The following is a 17957-nucleotide window of genomic DNA, read 5'->3' on the forward strand; positions in this document are numbered from 1 at the left end:
TACCGAAATAGCGCCTTGAAAGAAAAAGAATTTATTTAGCGGCTAGCCCATCCAGGAAACGTTCTGCGTCAAGGGCTGCCATACAACCTGTACCGGCGGATGTAATTGCCTGACGGTAGGTATGGTCCATAACGTCACCGGCGGCGAATACACCGGGAATTGAAGTCTGAGTGGCGTTACCCTGCAAACCGGATTGAACTTTAATGTAACCATTATCCAGTTCTAATTGGCCTTCAAAGATAGCGGTATTGGGAGTATGGCCGATAGCAATGAATGTGCCGGTAACCGCTAATTCTTCTGTAGCGCCGCTTTTGGTATCGCGTAGGCGAACACCGGTAACGCCCATATCATCACCGAGTACTTCATCCAGAATACGATCGGTATGCAGGATGATATTGCCATTTCTTACTTTATCCATCAGGCGACCGATTAGGATCTTCTCTGAACGGAAAGTATCACGGCGATGAATTAGGTGAACTTCTGCTGCAATATTTGCCAGATATAAGGCTTCTTCTACGGCGGTGTTACCGCCGCCGACAACGGCGACTTTCTGGTTACGGTAAAAGAAACCATCACAGGTTGCACAGGCTGAAATACCACGTCCTTTGAATGCCTCTTCAGAAGGTAAACCTAAATAACGGGCGGAAGCGCCTGTTGCGATAATCAGTGCGTCACAGGTATATTCTTGTTCATCACCATAAAGGCGTAAAGGCCGGTTTTGCAGATCAACTTTTTGAATATGGTCAGAAATGATTTCGGTTTGGAATTTTTCAGCATGTTGATGCATGCGTTCCATTAACCCAGGGCCAGTCAGACCTTCCGGATCGCCAGGCCAGTTTTCGACCTCGGTGGTGGTAGTCAACTGACCGCCTCTTTCGACCCCGGTAATAAGAACCGGATTTAAATTTGCTCGGGCAGCGTAAACCGCGGCGGTATAGCCTGCTGGACCGGAGCCAAGAATAATGAGTTTGTGGTGTTTGGCGGCGCTCATGAATACCTCATTTCCATTTATCACCTAATCGAATATCGAGGGATTGTAGGAGAAATAGGAGGGTAAAAAAAGCTAAAAGACTCATGTTACTAACGATTTTACCGATAGATATTAACTAATAATGATTTTAACCTGAGAAAAGTGTTCTTTTAGTGCTGTTTGTATTTCATTTGTTCGTTTTCAATTAATGGTAGACTATCGAAACGATTAACTGAAAATTTGTTCCACAGGTTGTTCTGATTTTTGCTCATTTACTTTGACAATCGGCTGTGCATTTGCGAAAACATCACTGTAAGAGATAATTATCCACCTCGCTAAATTCGTTTCCATAAAAATCGACATGCGGATAATCCTCTTTTGTGTAGCATTAAAAAAATGGCCTGTGAGTTGCTTTACGCTGATAGAGCGAGGCTTTAACTTTAAGACATCTTTTCCAACTCAAACTCAGAGAGATAGGGGAAAATGTTATGGGTGTAGGAAAATAAAGAGAGATCAACAAGATGATAGATAATAAAAAACGTCCGGGAAAAGATCTTGATCGCATAGATCGTAATATCCTAAATGAGCTACAAAAAGATGGGCGAATTTCTAACGTAGAACTGTCTAAACGGGTAGGTTTGTCTCCAACCCCGTGCCTGGAGCGTGTTCGTCGTCTGGAACGTCAAGGGTTTATTACTGGATACACGGCATTGCTGAATCCTCACTATTTGGATGCATCTTTGCTGGTATTTGTTGAAATTACTTTAAACCGTGGCGCTCCAGATGTTTTTGAACAATTCAATGCTGCTGTACAAAAATTGGAAGAGATTCAGGAATGTCACTTGGTTTCCGGTGATTTCGACTATCTGTTAAAAACCCGCGTACCAGACATGTCAGCTTACCGTAAGTTGCTAGGCGAAACTTTGTTGCGTTTGCCAGGTGTTAATGACACCCGCACATATGTTGTAATGGAAGAAGTTAAGCAGAGCAACCGTCTGGTCATTAAGACGCGCTAAAATCTTACCAAAAATGTACAGGTGCAAAACTGGAAAAACTTAGGTACACTCCTGTTTATGCATACAGTTTCAACGCTGAGCTATCTCGGCGTTGTTCCGTTAAATCAATTGTTCCGTTAAATCAACAGGAAACCTGGAGAGCCTTTCTTGAGCCAGGAATATACAGAAGATAAAAATATTAAGTTAAAGAGACTGAGTAGTGGGCGCAGGCTGTTAGAAGCTGTGTTGCTTGTTATTGTCATCCTGGCGGCTTATCTGATGGTCGCGCTTGTCAGTTTTAATCCTTCTGATCCCAGTTGGTCTCAGACTGCATGGCATGAACCGGTGCATAATTTGGGTGGCGGGGTTGGCGCATGGTTGGCCGATACGCTGTTTTCTGCATTTGGTATTCTAGCTTATGCCATTCCCCCGGTGATGATATTGGGTTGTTGGACTGCTTTTAGGCAACATGATGACCGGGAGTATGTCGATTTCTTCGCGCTGGCTTTGCGCGTTATTGGCGCATTGGCAATCGTCTTAACTTCATGTGGATTAGCGGCGCTGAATGTTGACGATCTCCATTACTTTGCTTCCGGCGGGATTATTGGCAGTCTGTTTAGCAGCGCAATGTTGCCTTGGTTTAATGAATTGGGCGCGACTTTAGTCTTGCTGTGTATTTGGGCGATTGGGTTTACGCTATTTACTGGCTGGTCATGGTTAACTATTGCTGAAAAAACAGGGGCAGTGATTCTGGGGGCAATAGGATTTATTACCAACCGCAGCCGTAATGAACAAGAATATACGCCATACGATGAAACGGTTATTGAGCGGGAAGATCTCGCCTATGATAAAACAGAACCTGAATTCACAGCGGCTGATATTGATCATGATGATGTGCTATTTACAGCACCTTCAGCCGCAGAGTTAGCAAAAACTGAACTGGATGAACCAGAATCAGTGAAAACAGAAATCGAACAAGAACAGCCAACGGATATTCCTACCATTAATATGGCTGATATTGATGTTGAACCTAAAATTCTGGTCAATACATCTGATGATGATATTGTACAGCCTCAGCCATTAGTGGAAGAGAGTGAAAAGAATAATAACGACGAACCTGTTCGTTATACGTTTGAAATTCCCGCTGAGTACCATGCTGAACCTATATCGGAATTTAACCGTCAAGGGACGCCAACATTTGAATCCGTCAAAAATAGCCAAAACAGTAGTGATACTTTCACTTTTATGCCTGAAACAGAACCAAAAAATACAGAGCAAAAAAGTGTTATAGCAGCAACCGCCGCAACGGTTATAACGGGTAACTCTCAGGTTAAACAAGGAATCGGGCCAGAACTACCTCGTCCTAATCCTGTCCGTATTCCAACCCGCCGTGAACTGTATGGAATCAAAGTTCCTTCACAACGTCTTGCAGAACAGCAGCGTGAGTATGAGATCAAACAGCAAGTAGATGGATCGGATGATGATATTGATGTTGATGAACAGCAAGAAGCGTTGCTGCGTCAGCAATTTCTTGAGCAACAGCGCGAGCGTTATCGTATTACGACGGATACAGAAAAACAGGTCTCAATTCAGCCTCAAATAAGACAGAATTTATTTGAGCCGGAAAATCGGCCTTCGGTGGAAGAACAGGCTCAAACAGCGACAGAGATTGTTAAACAGACAGTTGAGCAGTCGCAACATAAGCGTTATCAAGAGCAAAGTCGCCAAGAGAAAAAAGAGCTCTCGGCTCTGGAGAGTTTATCGATTTTAAATAACTTCTCGCCGGTTGAAGATTTAGTTGAAAAGGAGCCAACAGAGCCGCTGTTTATGCCTTCTGTTCAATCCGCGCCGAAAAATCAATCAGAACGGCCCACAGAAATTGCTTTTGCGTCAGCGCCTGTACACAATACTGCGCAGCAACCGCAGCAACCGCAGCAACCGCAGCAACCGCAGCAACCGCAGCAACCGCAGCAACCGCAGCAACCGCAGCAACCGCAGCAACCGCAGCAACCGCAGCAACCGCAGCAACCGCAGCAACCGCAGCAACCGCAGCAAAATAGCTTATTTCATCCATTTTTGGTTCGTAACGATCAACCGTTGCCAAAACCAACGACACCAATGCCTTCGCTCGAACTGTTAACCAGTCCTTTAGCAGAAGAAGAACCCGTTGATATGTTTGCCCTTGAGCAAACGTCCCGTTTGATTGAAGCGCGTCTGAGTGATTATCGAGTTAAAGCTGATGTCGTCGGTTTCTCACCCGGTCCGGTGATTACCCGGTTTGAACTGGATTTAGCTCCGGGTGTTAAAGCAGCACGTATTTCCAATTTATCAAGAGACTTAGCACGTTCTCTATCCGCGGTCGCTGTGCGTATTGTTGAAGTGATTCCGGGTAAACCTTATGTTGGTTTAGAATTGCCGAATAAAAAACGTCAGACGGTCTATTTGCGTGAAGTATTGGATTGTGAAAAGTTCCGTGATAATCCATCGCCACTAACCATTGTATTGGGTAAAGATATTGGTGGTCAGCCGGTTGTCGCTGATTTAGGTAAAATGCCGCACTTGCTGGTGGCGGGTACAACCGGTTCGGGTAAATCTGTTGGCGTCAACGCCATGATCCTCAGTATTCTCTATAAAGCGAAACCAGAGGATGTGCGCTTTATTATGATTGACCCGAAAATGTTGGAGCTATCGGTTTATGAGGGCATTCCGCACCTGTTAACCGAAGTTGTTACCGATATGAAAGATGCTGCTAATGCACTGCGCTGGTGCGTTAGTGAAATGGAGCGCCGTTATAAACTGATGTCCGCATTAGGGGTGCGTAATCTAGCGGGTTATAACGAAAAGGTTAAACAGGCAGAAGAAATGGGACGCCCAATCCCTCACCCATTCTGGAAGCCCGGTGATAGCATGGATATTACTCATCCAGTACTGAAAAAAGAGCCATACATCGTTGTCATGGTCGATGAATTTGCTGACTTAATGATGACTGTCGGTAAAAAAGTTGAAGAGCTGATTGCACGATTAGCGCAGAAAGCGCGTGCTGCCGGTATCCATTTGGTTCTGGCGACCCAACGTCCATCGGTCGATATTATTACCGGTTTGATTAAAGCGAATATTCCGACGCGTATTGCTTTTACGGTTTCCAGCAAAATTGATTCCCGCACCATCCTTGATCAAGGCGGCGCTGAATCCCTGTTGGGCATGGGGGATATGCTTTATCTGGCGCCAAACTCCTCGATTCCGGTGCGTGTTCATGGCGCCTTTGTTCGGGATCAGGAAGTTCATGAAGTGGTGAATGATTGGAAAGCTCGCGGACGTCCAGAATATATTGATAGCATTCTCAGTGGTGGTGATGATACTGAGGGTGGCTTAGGCTTTGACAGTGATGAAGAGCTAGACGCTCTGTTTGATCAGGCAGTTCAATTTGTGACGGAAAAACGGCGAGTTTCGATTTCTGGCGTCCAGCGTCAATTCCGCATTGGTTATAACCGAGCGGCGCGTATTGTGGAACAGATGGAGGCGCAACAGATTGTCAGTGCTCCAGGTCATAATGGTAATCGTGAAGTATTGGCCCCACCGCCACATGAGAGTTGATAGTGAATATTGAAGACCCTGATAGTAAATCACTTGAAGTAATAACGTTGAGAAAAAAGAAGTAATAACGCTGAGAAAGGTATTTCTTACATGAAAAAGCTGATATTGATTGGTTGTTTAATGGCTGGCATGAGTATCAATGCGGCATGGGCAAATGCTAGCCAGAATTTGCAGGAGCGTTTGGGTAAGGTAAATAGTTTTCATGCCAGTTTTACTCAGACAGTCACCAGTGATGATGGGGCAACAATTCAGGAAGGTGAAGGACAATTGTGGGTTAAGCGTCCAAACCTATTTAATTGGCATATGACATCACCTGATGAAAGCGTCTTGGTATCGGATGGTAAAACATTGTGGTTTTATAATCCGTTTGTTGAACAGGTAACGGCTAATTGGTTGAAAGATGCCACAGGTAACACGCCGTTTATGTTAATTACTCGTAACGATGCTAAAGATTGGTCTCAATATAAAATTAGCCAGCAAGGAAATGATTTTGAACTGACGCCGAATAATGTCGCTGGCAATCTGAAACGCTTCTCGATCACCGTCACGACGGATGGTACTATCCAAAAATTTTCTGCCATAGAACAGGATGGACAAAAGAGTGCTTATCAATTAAAAGGGCAGCAAAATACCCATGTGGATGCGGCAAAGTTCAGTTTTACGCTACCGAAAGGCGTTACGCTGGATGATCAGCGCCAGTGAGGTTTAAGTGAATAACCTGTCACTCGATTTTTCACAAAATGAATTCCAGCCGTTGGCCGCGCGTATGCGGCCAATGGCATTAGAGCAATATATCGGCCAGCAGCATTTACTGGCAGAAGGAAAACCACTTCCAAGGGCTATCCGGGCTGGACAACTTCACTCCATGATTTTATGGGGGCCGCCGGGGACAGGCAAAACAACATTAGCTGAAATTATTGGGCATTATGCTCAGGCTGATGTTGAACGGATATCTGCGGTCACTTCCGGCATCAAAGAGATACGTGAATCGATTGAAAAGGCGCGTCAAAACCGGAATGCAGGGCGTAGAACTATCCTGTTTGTTGATGAAGTACATCGTTTTAACAAAAGCCAACAGGATGCTTTTCTGCCACACATTGAAGATGGCACGATCACCTTTATCGGTGCGACAACAGAAAACCCCTCTTTTGAACTGAATTCCGCATTACTTTCACGGGCACGGGTCTATCTGCTTAAATCATTGACAACAGAAGAGATTGAGCAAGTACTTGATCAGGCAATGAATGATAAAGAGCGCGGTTATCATGGACAGAATATCATTTTGCCTGAAAATACCCGTCACATGATTGCGGAGCTGGTTTCCGGCGATGCCCGTCGTTCATTGAATTTGCTGGAAATGATGGCGGATATGGCAGAAACCAATGCTCAGGGAGAGAGGGTTTTGACACCGGCGCTATTGAAAGAGGTCAGTGGAGAGCGAAGTGCTCGTTTTGATAATAAAGGTGATCGTTATTACGATTTGATTTCAGCACTGCATAAATCCGTTCGTGGTTCTGCACCTGACGCTGCGCTTTACTGGTATGCCCGGATCATTACCGCCGGTGGTGATCCGTTATATGTTGCCCGCCGTTTATTGGCTATTGCTTCCGAAGATGTTGGTAATGCCGATCCTCGGGGAATGCAGGTAGCCATTGCTGCATGGGATTGTTTTACGCGCGTTGGGCCGGCAGAAGGTGAAAGAGCGATTGCCCAAGCTATTGTTTATCTTGCTTGCGCACCGAAAAGTAACGCGGTTTATACCGCGTTTAAGGCAGCGATGGCTGATGCGAAGGAGAAACCTGACTATGATGTTCCTGCACATTTGCGCAATGCGCCGACAACATTGATGAAAGGGATGGGGCTTGGCGAAGAATATCGTTATGCTCATGACGAACCTAATGCTTATGCGGCGGGTGAGGTTTATTTTCCACCTGAGATGCGGGAAACCCGCTATTATCATCCGGCTAACCGAGGATTAGAAAGTAAAATAGGCGATAAACTCGCCTGGCTTGCTGAACAGGATCAAAATAGCCCGATAAAACGCTATCGCTAACGTTATTGTTGCGGTAAGGTTGACGGGTAAAAATACCTTATGGCCCATCAACTTGTGTGGGCTTATTCATATCATCTAACTTAATAACGACAAGCACAGGACTAGCATGCTCGATCCAAACATACTGCGTAATGAGCTAGGCGCAGTCGCCGAAAAACTGGCTCGCAGGGGCTATACCCTTGACGTGGATACGCTGCGCAAACAAGAAGAGCGCCGTAAAGTTTTACAAGTTGAAACTGAAACCCTGCAAGCAGAACGTAATTCCCGATCGAAAGCTATTGGTGCGGCAAAAGCCCGTGGTGAAGATATTGATCCACTGCGTCAGGAAGTGAACCAGTTAGGTGAAAAGTTGGATACAGCGAAAGCCGAACTGGAAAAACTTCAAGCTGAAATCCGTGATTTAGCCTTAAGTATCCCTAACATTCCAGATGACTCTGTACCGGTAGGTAAAGATGAGAGCGATAATTTGGAAGTGAGCCGTTGGGGTGAGCCACGTAAATATGATTTTGAGATTCAAGATCATGTTTCATTAGGTGAGTTGACCAATGGTCTGGACTTTGCCGCCGCGGTTAAACTAACGGGTTCGCGTTTTGTGGTGATGAAAGGGCAAATTGCTCGTTTGCATCGGGCCTTAGCGCAATTTATGCTAAACCTCCACACAGAACAGCATGGCTATTTGGAAACTTATGTTCCCTATCTGGTTAACCATGAAACCTTATATGGTACGGGTCAATTGCCGAAATTTGGTGAAGACCTTTTCCATACCAAACCGCTGGAAGAAGAGGTGGAAAGTCATTATGCGTTGATTCCGACCGCTGAAGTTCCGATAACCAACCTGGTTCGTGGTGACATTCTGGATGAAAGTGAACTACCACTGAAAATGACTGCTCATACTCCTTGTTTTCGTTCAGAAGCGGGGTCTTATGGTCGTGACACCCGTGGTCTGATCCGGATGCACCAGTTTGATAAAGTTGAACTGGTTCAGATTGTTCATCCTGATGAATCAATGGATGCGCTGGAAGCGTTGACAGGTCACGCAGAGAAAGTATTGCAATTACTGAATCTGCCCTATCGTAAAGTCTTATTGTGTACCGGTGATATGGGTTTTAGCGCATGTAAAACTTATGATTTAGAAGTGTGGTTACCGGCTCAGAACACATATCGCGAAATCTCTTCCTGCTCTAACATGTGGGATTTCCAGGCGCGCCGTATGCAAGCACGTTTCCGTGGTAAAGAGGATAAGAAAACTCAATTACTTCATACCCTGAATGGCTCTGGTTTGGCTGTAGGCCGTACTCTGGTTGCCATTATGGAAAACTATCAGCAAGCCGATGGTCGCATTGAAATACCCGAAGTATTGCGTCCATATATGGGTGGTTTGGAGTATATTGGTTAATTATTGTATTAATGAAAAGCGCCAGATTTGGCGCTTTTTGCTGTCTATTTTATTAATTACAAATTTACTGAAAATAAAATTACCGAATTCAGTAAATAATAAATGTATCTTTATCTTTTAGTTCACTAAAGTCGATGATTTTTCCTTACCGATAAAAATGCTACGGTAAGAGGAATAATAACTGGCGAAATATATGGGTATAGAGACTAAAAGGCCCAAGCCTAAAGTCACGATAGAAAGCACCATCATTAACCCAAAGATACTAAAGAATAATAAACCGGGCAATAAATTCTTCTTCACTGCCTCCAGGCTCATTGATACGGCAGCACCAAATTTCAAATTATGAAGAATGATTAACGCTGGTGCAAACCAGGTTAAAGCAGCAGCAATAATGCTGAAGATGAATAGAATAAAGAAACTAAGAAATAATGGGGACAAATCACCCAGGAATATGTCAACAGGAATTTCACCATATTGACTAGCTAAGAAGATATTAATCACTGCACTACCGCCGGTAATAAACATTGCTATGATACCAAGGATCATAATACCAAACGATAAAGCACCAACGCCAAGTAGTGACGCAAAGTTTTTCTGAAATCCGCTGAATAACAGCCCGAATTCAAATTCTTCGGTAGTTCTCTGTTTTTCACACAGAGCAATAATGCCTCCGGCCAGTACTGAACCTAAAATCCCTGCAAATATCCCAAGGAAAGGAATAAGCTGTAAACCAGATATGATAATGAAATAAATGATACTAAGTAGTATCCACATACCCAATTTACGTTTGACGAGACTCCATGCTTGACTAATCCATTCCATACCTTCTGTGCTACTGAGGGATTGACCACCAGGGATAAATACCTCTTGATTGTTGGGTATAGTGTTGGAATTAAAATTTAGGCTCTTATTATCCATGTATTTTCCAATTTCATTATTAACTTGTAATTTATTAAATCGCTTTTTCTGTCTGAGTTTTCAAAGTTACAGTCAGCCGTAAAAAGCTGGCAAGTATAATATATTAAATTTATTAATCAACAAGTACTAAATAGGAGTAATTACCTAATGGATGTGGTGAATTTACAAGCAATGTGTTGTTGTGTGTTTTAGCTTTTTCAAGTGGTTTTATACTTACCTAAATAACTAAGCTATCTCTGTAAAATATTGTGGTTTCTATCATGAAAATTAATTAATATTTATATTTCAATGCCGATTTTCCATCATAGATTATTTAACTGGTTTATAAAAAAATTTGCTCTTGTGGTTGAAAACATCATTAAAGTTGGTTGTTTTGGGAATGGTTAACCTATTTACATCCTGATGATCCTTCTTCATGGGATATAAGCATTAATAAATTCAATTTTTGTTTTTTATTTTTCACCGATAGCTTTATTATAGACTGATTTTAAACCTGTTATTAGAAACCATTGTTTTAACTCCTGATTTTAATCGGTATAAGGTTTTAACGGTTGTTTTTACCACGCTTGATACCTGCCTTGTATTAAGTTTAATGTTGAGTATTTAAGATATGGCGGTTTTGAATAATAAATATTACATAATAATGCTGTGAGTAACAGGATTCGTGTATTTAATTAAATCAGCTTTTTATATAAGAGTTTTAATCCCTCTATATTTGTGCTTTTAAATGATCATGGTAGGTTAGTTAAATGTAAAAATCACTGATAAATGCATTAAGGTTATGATTTTTAAAAAATTATTATAACCGTGCAAAATATTTTGTTTAAACAAGTTTTCTTAATGTAGTTACCTGACGTTTTACCACTTTGTTAATCAATTTAAACCCCGTTTTTCCTGATGTTTTCTCTTATAATATCAGTATAGCATCGGATTTTTTATCCATTTTTAAAAATCCTTAATCACTGTTTTTACCTTTCATGGTTAACGCTTTTACCTGTTTTTTGTGAAAAGAGTGCTAAAAAGCATCTGCTTTATGTTCTGGGGTGAAAGTGTAAATAAATCAGGTTTAATCGAGAAAATGGCAGGAGTTTTCTCATCATAAAAAACAAACTTTGTTTGAAATAGTAGGGTTTCTCAATTATTTCAAGATTAAATAGCGCTTTTTTGTCTTCGTTATGATTTGCTGAAAATAAAGTGATTACTTTCAGCAAATAGTAGATGTGTTTTTTAGATAATTAAAATGTGGATGATTTATTCGTATTGATAAAAATGCTGCGGTAGGAGGAATAATAGCTAACAATAAATACCGGTATAGAGATTAGAAAACCTAAACCCAAAGTCATTACCGAGATTATGAAAATGACTGTCAAGGTGATGAAGAATAACAAACCGGGCAGTAGGTTTTTTTCCACAGCTTCCAGGCTCATTGACACCGCAGCACCAAATTTTAAATTATGAATAACGATTAATGCTGGTGCAAACCAGGTTAAAGCAGTACCAAAAATGTTAAAAATAATCAGAACAAAAGCACCAAGGTATAATGAAGAGAGATCATTTTCGAATATATCAACAGGAATCTCACCATCTTGGCTATCTAACAATATCTGATCCATTGTACTGCCGCTGATAATAAGCATTGTGATAATGCCAAGGAACATAATGCCAAACGATAAAGCACCAACTCCAAGCAGTGATGCAAAGTTTTTCTGAAATCCGCTGAATAACAATCCTAGTTTGAATTGCCCAGTCGTTCTTTGTTTTTCACACATGGTAATAATACCGCCAAGAAATACTGAACTAAAAATTACATAAAGTATCCCAAGGAAAGGAATAAATTGAATAGCTATTGTAATGATGCAATAAATAATACCGAGTAGTATCCACATACTTAACTTATTTCTGACGAGCCACCATGATTGACCAATCCATTTTATGCCTTCGCCGCTATTGAGGTACTGACCGCCAGGAATAAATACCTCCTGATTGTTGGATATAGTGTTGGAATTAAAATCTAGATTCTTATTATCCATGTATTTTCCAATTTAATTATCGATTTGTAATTTATTAAATTGCTTTTTCTGTCTGTACTTTGAAAGTCACGGTCGGACGTAAAAAGCTGGTAAGTATATTATATTAATTTTATTAACCAACAAGTACTAAATAGGAGTAATTAGCCAATAAAGTGGTAGATTTATAAGCAATAATTCTCTATTTGTTTGTTTTTTAACTTGAACTAATGGTTTTACCATTACTTAAATAACTAAGCCACCTTTGTAATATATTGTATCTTCTTTCATAGAGCTTAATTAATATTTCAATGCCGATTTTTCATCATAGATTATTTAATTGGTTATGAAAAAATTTACTCTTGTAGTTGAAAACGCTATTAAAATCATCCCTTTTGGGAAAACAGATTGTTTGATTAACCTATTCATATCATTATCTTATTGGTTATATAAGTATTAATAAAAAAGTTGTTGTTTTCACTGATAAGCTTTACCAAAAGAAGGTTTTATACTGTTATTAAAAACTATTGTTTTAACTTTGGGTTTTAATTGGCATAAGGTTTTAACCATTTTTTACCACTTTTAACATCTGCTTTTCATTAAGTTTAATCATTATGAAATATCGTATTTTTCGTTTAACCAACATTAATCATACTTTTTTTATCTTTACTGGCTCTGTTTTACCTTTATCTTATCTTGATAAATCAACCAGTAAATAGCATGATGATATAAAGATATACCTTTATGTTTTCTCGAATAATCCCTTTCTTTTTCAGGGTTTAAATCCCGACACATTAACCGTTTTATCCATTTTTTATTAGGTCATTTTTATGGTTTGCTGCATAAAATAATGGCGAGAAAACACCTTAATATCAATCTATTTGGGTAATATTCCTTTACATGCTGATTTCTTTTCAGTTCTCTATTAATGGTTAATAGATTTCGATTAAGTGTAATTAATTGCTTTTATAAAAAATTGCACTATAGTTAAATATTCCTGCCACATAAAAACCTTAATCTCTCTGTGTTCGTGCTTTTAAATGGTTATGGCAGTTTAAATAAATGTAAAATGATCGGGGGGATAAAATCGTCGATAAATGCATTAAACACGACGGGGAATAAGCTGTTTTTAGCGCCTGTACTTTTTTAAAATCTGGCATTAATGGTATTAAAATCAATGCTTATTTCTTTAATGGCTTTTAATCTTTTTAAATTTTTTTATGTTAGTCTAGTTAATCTAAGGATTTTTCGGCTTCTTTTAATGATTTATCTGATTTTTTGAAAACGTATTACGGCTATGTAAAATCTTTTGTTTCGGCAAGTTTACTTAATGCGGTGATTTGTCATTTTCCCATTTTGTTAATCAATTTAGACTTCATTTTTCTTGACGTTTTTTCTTCCAATATCAGTATAACTTCGGATTTTTTTACTCGTTTTAAATAATCCTTAAATGGTTTATGCTTTGCGGTAAGAATTCAACCTATAATGGCAATCAAACGGGGTTAAGAGGGAAAAATGGCAGGAGTTTCCCATCATAAAAAAACAAACCTCGTTTTAAATAGAGAGGCTTGCCAACCTAAATATCTTTTAGCCGATTAAAATGTTGATGATTTATCCTTACCGATAAAAATACTGCGATAAGAGGAATAATAACTAACTAAAAGTATTGGTATAGAGATGAGAAAACCTAAACCAAAAGTCATTATCGAGATTATGAAGATGATCGCGGAGGTGATAAAGAATAATAAACCGGGTAATAGATTCTTTCTCACTGCGGCTAAACTCATTGATATGGCAGCATCAAATTTCAGATTGTGGATGACAATTAGTGCTGGCGCAAACCAAGTCAATGCGGCATTCACAATTAAGAAAACCATCAGAATAAAGAGACTAAGAAGTAATGAGGATAGGCCATTTTTAAGCACTTCGGCTGAGATTTCACCATGTTGAACGGCTAGTAGGATATGAAGTACGGCACTACCACCGCCCATAAATAGTGCGATAACACCGAGGAGTATGATACCAAACGTTAAAGCGCCAACGCCGAGCAGTGACGCAAAGTTTTTCTGGAATCCGTTGAATAACAGCCCCAGTTCGAATTCTCCGGTAGTTCTCTGTTTTTCGCACACAGCAATTATACCGCCGATAAATACTGGGTTCAAAAGCCCGGCAAATATTCCAATAAAAGGAATAAGCACGAAACCAGCTATACATATAGAATAGATAATATAGAGTAGTATCCACATGCCCCATTTATCCTTGGCGAGTTGCCATGCTTGACCAATCCATTTCACACCTTCAGAGCTGTTGAGGGACTGACCATCAGGAATAAATATTTCCTGACTGTCGTCAGGCATAACATTGGAGTTTGAGTTTAGATTTTGATTGTCCATATAATTTTTCAAATAATGTGTTGATACATGATATTTCAAATCGCCTTTTTGACTTTATCTCGGAAGATGCAGTCAGATTGAGAGATTAGGTAAACATATTATATTAATTCTATTGTTCAACAAGCGTTAAATATAAGTAACGACCAGAAAAGATAAATAATTTCCTACAAAGTATTGCTAAGTGTTTCTAATTGTATCAAATTGATAATAATTGTAATAAAGTGTTTCAATGTTAACTGACGGCTGAATTTAATTAACTTCTAACCCATATGATCGGAATAATTTTAATCCCATTGGGTGTTTTTTTCTGTAGAATGGAAATCCCTACTAATAGTTAGTAGTTGGCATTTTAACGCTAAGAAGGAATACATATGTCAGACTTAATCTATTTAACCTTAAAGGGCCGTAAGCAGGGATTGATATCGGCAGGTTGTTCATCGATAGATTCAATAGGAAATAAAGGTCAGTTAGATCGTACAGATCAGATATTCATATATAACCTTAATCACTCTTTAACTTGGGATCAGTATGCCAGGCACCATCCGATAACATTTAAAAAACCTGTTGATAAATCGTCACCGCTTTTGGGAATAGCGATGTCAGAAAATGAAATATTGGACGGTATCTTTGATATTTACAGAGCGAGTCAATTCGGGATTCAGGAATTGTATTACACTATAAAGGTAATTGAGGCGACGATAGTTGATTTAGCTGTTTATCACCCCCATTCGATAACACATGCTGGCGCACAGCCGCAGGAAACTATATCTTTACGTTATAAGAGTATCACATGGACTCATCATATAGCAGGGACAAGTGCTTATAGTATTTGGGATGATCGCGTTTATTAATTTATTTGCCGGTAAAATAGTGTTATTTTACCGGCAAAATTACCATTTGTTTTTCCTATAATGTTTGCCGCATGCGATCATAAATGTAATGGTACACAAGAAAGATAGTATAAAAGAAGTGTATAGCATAAAATCATTATCTGATGTGGATACACTAAGAAATGGAATTTGACCAGTATAGGCAACATTTAGATGAAAAATATTAGACGCCATCATAAGTAATATAGCTAAAAGGTTAATGTAAACATCATAGGGAATTAAAAGTTTCTTAAAAGCACAATATAATGGATAGAGTGCAAGTAAAGAAAAAATAATATATAAATAGTCTATCATTCTATATCTTCCTTCAATATGATCTATATTGCCCAAAAATGGTATTTGCGTCACCGAAAATCTCTAAAGCTATCTCTTTGTAATTCATCGTTTCTATACCTCGTTGTTTTAAGCCAATAAGCAGATCAGCATTTATATACCGATATAATCTTTGATTGTCTGGTTCAAGCTTATAACCAAAAAAACCATTAATAGACATACCAACATCAACCGATGTATATACCACATCAGCATCGCGTTTATCCATTCCAAAAGCTTTTTCTCCAACCCCTTCATAGATGAATTTAACTGGCCCAGTATAGCTTTCGCGATAAAGGATATAATAACCACTTTCAATAATATTATTGAAGCCATGAGCCATCAATGGTGCTCCAAGTGCTGCTCCAACACCGCTATCAATAGCAAGAAATCCACCAATGAGTTGTATACTGCCAGATACAAATCCAATCCATGAGACAATCAAATTAACTGTCTCATTATTCCTACTTTTAGCATTTTCACTGTTTACCTTTTTCTTTACAACAATAGCTTGCCTTACACTCTTTTGAGAAAGCATTGAATCTTGCTCTTCTAATGATCGGATTTCTTCGTCTAATAAAGCTATTGCTTCAGAGATTGAGATCTCCCCGGTATTTATCTTTGATGTGTTTTCTTGGCAATAGGCCATGACTTCACCGATAAAATGGTCTTTGGCCAGACTCCATTTTACATATTTATCGGCAACTCGGTTCATAAGCATCATCAACTCATTTTGTTTATCCATTTGAATTTTTAGGAGTTTTCTTTCTTCATTGGTACTGTTATCCAAGTATCCTCTGGCGGAAGGATTTCTTTCGTAAAATTCATCTAAAGCATCCATAATAAGTAACCTGTTTCTTTGAAATTTAGTTTAACATAGCGTTATGTACTAAAAGTATACAATTGAAATTATAAGTCAAGGTTTATTTTTACTTGTAATTTACTCGTAAGGATACTTTTTTAGCGTGTTTTAAGACGTGGGATTATTAGCAAAATCCGTTATAAATTTTCTTCAATACAAATACTAATTTCTTTATTTATTTTCTGGATGTATTTTTTTATTTAAGAAAAGTGTGATGTAATTATTTTATATAAATTAATGCCTTGATTTTTTTCGATGCTTGATAAGCTTATTGTTATTAGCGTTGTTGTGAATATAATGTTTCCTCATTTTTTCTTTTCTGATATTTGATTCTATAGGCTCTTATATTAATGCATTCGGTAAAGACCTGCCTGAGAAAATATGGCAAGATGTTTTTGGTAACTTGATTGCGGGTTTTCCAGCGATATTATAGCTTTGATAATGAGTGACGATGACTAACTGATAAGACAGAGAAACGATTGTGGTAAAGAAAGAAAAACAACGGCCTCACCATGACGCATTATTTAAACATTTTTTAACGCGGCCCGAAACGGCCAGGGAGTTTTTATCCCTTTATCTGCCCGAAGAGATCCAGTCGTTGTGTGATTTAGCCACATTGAAACTGGAACCCGGCAGTTTTGTGGACCAGCATTTGCGTCAACTGCACAGTGATGTGCTCTACTCGGTTGAAACGGCCCGGGGACAGGGCTATATCTATTGTCTGATTGAGCATCAGTCTACCCCTGATCCATTAATGGCCTGGCGGCTGATGTATTATGCCATGTTAGCAATGGCGGCCCACCTGAAAAAAGGCCATACTGAACTCCCTTTGGTGGCGCCGCTGCTGTTTTATCATGGGGAGGTTCGGCCGTATCCTTACACAAACCGGTGGCTGGATTGTTTTACGCTCCCCGAACAGGCTGCCCGCTTATACCGTCAGGCGTTTCCGTTGGTGGACGTCAGTGCGCTCAGCGATGAAGAGATCCTGACGCATAAAGGGGTTGCCCTGATGGAGCTGGTGCAAAAACACATCCGCTGCCGGGATATGCTGGAATGGGTCCCCCAATTGGTGGAACTTCTGAATGGAGGGTATAATACAACTGAGCAGCGCAATGTGGTGTTACGCTATATTTTACTGAATGGACATACGCTGGATCTCTCCCAATTTGTCCATCAACTGATTGAACAATCTCCGGAGCATGAAACGATGTTGATGACTATTGCAGAACAGCTTGAACAAAAAGGGCGCGAGCAGGGCCGAACAGAAGGTCGAACAGAAGGTCGAATGGAAGGTCGAATGGAAGGTCGAACAGAAGGTCGAACAGAAGGTCGAGCTGAAGGTAGAAAGGAAGGTCGAGCTGAGGGCCGAGTTGAGGGCAGAGCTGAAGGTCGAGTTGAAGGTAGGGAGGAAGGTAAACTGGAAACGGCTTGTGCCTTATTACGGCATGGCGTGAGTTTGGACATTATTGTCACCAGTACCGGGCTGAGCCGGGATAAAATTGAAGCGTTAAAGCATTAAATTAATCTTCTCTTTCACAACAAAATGCCGATATTCAAGATCGGCATTT

At 39.8% G+C, this 17957-nt stretch carries 12 protein-coding genes; 7 read left to right on the forward strand and 5 right to left on the reverse strand.

The window, feature by feature from the left end:
• Nucleotides 1–31: 31 nt before the first annotated feature.
• The gene (gene trxB / locus EAE93_RS00495) at nucleotides 32–991 is read right to left on the reverse strand and encodes a thioredoxin-disulfide reductase (protein ID WP_214038835.1); all 960 of its coding nucleotides are present in this window, start codon (nucleotides 989–991) and stop codon (nucleotides 32–34) included.
• A 500-nt stretch (nucleotides 992–1491) separates the two neighbouring features.
• On the opposite strand from trxB, the gene lrp reads away from it, so the two are divergent.
• The 5 genes from lrp to serS all read left to right on the forward strand — a co-directional run bounded on the left by lrp (nucleotide 1492) and on the right by serS (nucleotide 9008).
• Entirely contained in the window at nucleotides 1492–1986 is a 495-nt protein-coding gene (gene lrp, locus EAE93_RS00500; RefSeq protein WP_011145896.1) for a leucine-responsive transcriptional regulator Lrp, read from the forward strand.
• Nucleotides 1987–2133: 147 nt separating this feature from the next.
• Nucleotides 2134–5559, forward strand: coding sequence for a DNA translocase FtsK 4TM domain-containing protein (locus EAE93_RS00505; RefSeq protein ID WP_214038836.1), 3426 nt, complete (start codon nucleotides 2134–2136; stop codon nucleotides 5557–5559).
• Nucleotides 5560–5649: 90 nt separating this feature from the next.
• Complete coding sequence (gene lolA, locus EAE93_RS00510) at nucleotides 5650–6261, forward strand: outer membrane lipoprotein periplasmic chaperone LolA (protein ID WP_105399144.1); 612 nt, start codon at nucleotides 5650–5652, stop codon at nucleotides 6259–6261.
• A gap of 7 nt (nucleotides 6262–6268) precedes the next feature.
• Nucleotides 6269–7612 (forward strand): replication-associated recombination protein A, encoded by a 1344-nt coding sequence (locus EAE93_RS00515; protein ID WP_214038837.1) that lies wholly within the window; start codon nucleotides 6269–6271, stop codon nucleotides 7610–7612.
• A 106-nt stretch (nucleotides 7613–7718) separates the two neighbouring features.
• Nucleotides 7719–9008: a serine--tRNA ligase gene (serS, locus tag EAE93_RS00520; RefSeq protein ID WP_214038838.1), complete on the forward strand. Its 1290-nt coding sequence runs from the start codon at nucleotides 7719–7721 to the stop codon at nucleotides 9006–9008.
• Between the two features lie 117 nt (nucleotides 9009–9125).
• Here serS and EAE93_RS00525 read toward each other — a convergent pair whose 3' ends face one another.
• The 3 genes from EAE93_RS00525 to EAE93_RS00535 form a co-directional block, all read right to left on the reverse strand.
• A complete protein-coding gene (locus EAE93_RS00525) occupies nucleotides 9126–9926 on the reverse strand; it encodes a BPSS1780 family membrane protein (RefSeq protein WP_214038839.1) in 801 nt (266 codons plus the stop codon).
• A gap of 1235 nt (nucleotides 9927–11161) precedes the next feature.
• Entirely contained in the window at nucleotides 11162–11956 is a 795-nt protein-coding gene (locus EAE93_RS00530) for a BPSS1780 family membrane protein (RefSeq protein ID WP_214038840.1), read from the reverse strand.
• A 1571-nt stretch (nucleotides 11957–13527) separates the two neighbouring features.
• The gene (locus EAE93_RS00535) at nucleotides 13528–14325 is read right to left on the reverse strand and encodes a BPSS1780 family membrane protein (RefSeq protein WP_250150829.1); all 798 of its coding nucleotides are present in this window, start codon (nucleotides 14323–14325) and stop codon (nucleotides 13528–13530) included.
• A gap of 371 nt (nucleotides 14326–14696) precedes the next feature.
• Between EAE93_RS00535 and EAE93_RS00540 the strand changes: the two genes are divergently transcribed.
• The gene (locus EAE93_RS00540; RefSeq protein WP_036806741.1) at nucleotides 14697–15176 is read left to right on the forward strand and encodes an Hcp family type VI secretion system effector; all 480 of its coding nucleotides are present in this window, start codon (nucleotides 14697–14699) and stop codon (nucleotides 15174–15176) included.
• Between the two features lie 346 nt (nucleotides 15177–15522).
• On the opposite strand, the gene EAE93_RS00545 is transcribed toward EAE93_RS00540, so the two are convergent.
• Nucleotides 15523–16368 carry a DUF4225 domain-containing protein gene (locus EAE93_RS00545; protein WP_214038841.1) on the reverse strand — a complete coding sequence of 282 codons (846 nt, stop codon included), beginning with the start codon at nucleotides 16366–16368 and terminating at the stop codon, nucleotides 15523–15525.
• A gap of 502 nt (nucleotides 16369–16870) precedes the next feature.
• On the opposite strand from EAE93_RS00545, the gene EAE93_RS00550 reads away from it, so the two are divergent.
• Nucleotides 16871–17908, forward strand: a complete 1038-nt coding sequence (locus tag EAE93_RS00550; RefSeq protein WP_214038842.1) for an Rpn family recombination-promoting nuclease/putative transposase — start codon at nucleotides 16871–16873, stop codon at nucleotides 17906–17908.
• Nucleotides 17909–17957: the final 49 nt, after the last annotated feature.

It is taken from the genome of Photorhabdus akhurstii (assembly GCF_018448925.1).
Taxonomy (GTDB): Bacteria; Pseudomonadota; Gammaproteobacteria; order Enterobacterales; family Enterobacteriaceae; genus Photorhabdus; species Photorhabdus akhurstii.

Excerpts from the sequence above, each read along its gene's own strand:
- trxB (WP_214038835.1), bottom strand. The coding sequence starts at position 991 with ATGAGCGCCGCCAAACACCACAAACTCATTATTCTTGGCTCCGGTCCA.
- lrp (WP_011145896.1), top strand. The coding sequence starts at position 1,492 with ATGATAGATAATAAAAAACGTCCGGGAAAAGATCTTGATCGCATAGAT.
- lolA (WP_105399144.1), top strand. The coding sequence starts at position 5,650 with ATGAAAAAGCTGATATTGATTGGTTGTTTAATGGCTGGCATGAGTATC.
- serS (WP_214038838.1), top strand. The coding sequence starts at position 7,719 with ATGCTCGATCCAAACATACTGCGTAATGAGCTAGGCGCAGTCGCCGAA.
- EAE93_RS00525 (WP_214038839.1), bottom strand. The coding sequence starts at position 9,926 with ATGGATAATAAGAGCCTAAATTTTAATTCCAACACTATACCCAACAAT.
- EAE93_RS00530 (WP_214038840.1), bottom strand. The coding sequence starts at position 11,956 with ATGGATAATAAGAATCTAGATTTTAATTCCAACACTATATCCAACAAT.
- EAE93_RS00535 (WP_250150829.1), bottom strand. The coding sequence starts at position 14,325 with ATGGACAATCAAAATCTAAACTCAAACTCCAATGTTATGCCTGACGAC.
- EAE93_RS00540 (WP_036806741.1), top strand. The coding sequence starts at position 14,697 with ATGTCAGACTTAATCTATTTAACCTTAAAGGGCCGTAAGCAGGGATTG.
- EAE93_RS00545 (WP_214038841.1), bottom strand. The coding sequence starts at position 16,368 with ATGGATGCTTTAGATGAATTTTACGAAAGAAATCCTTCCGCCAGAGGA.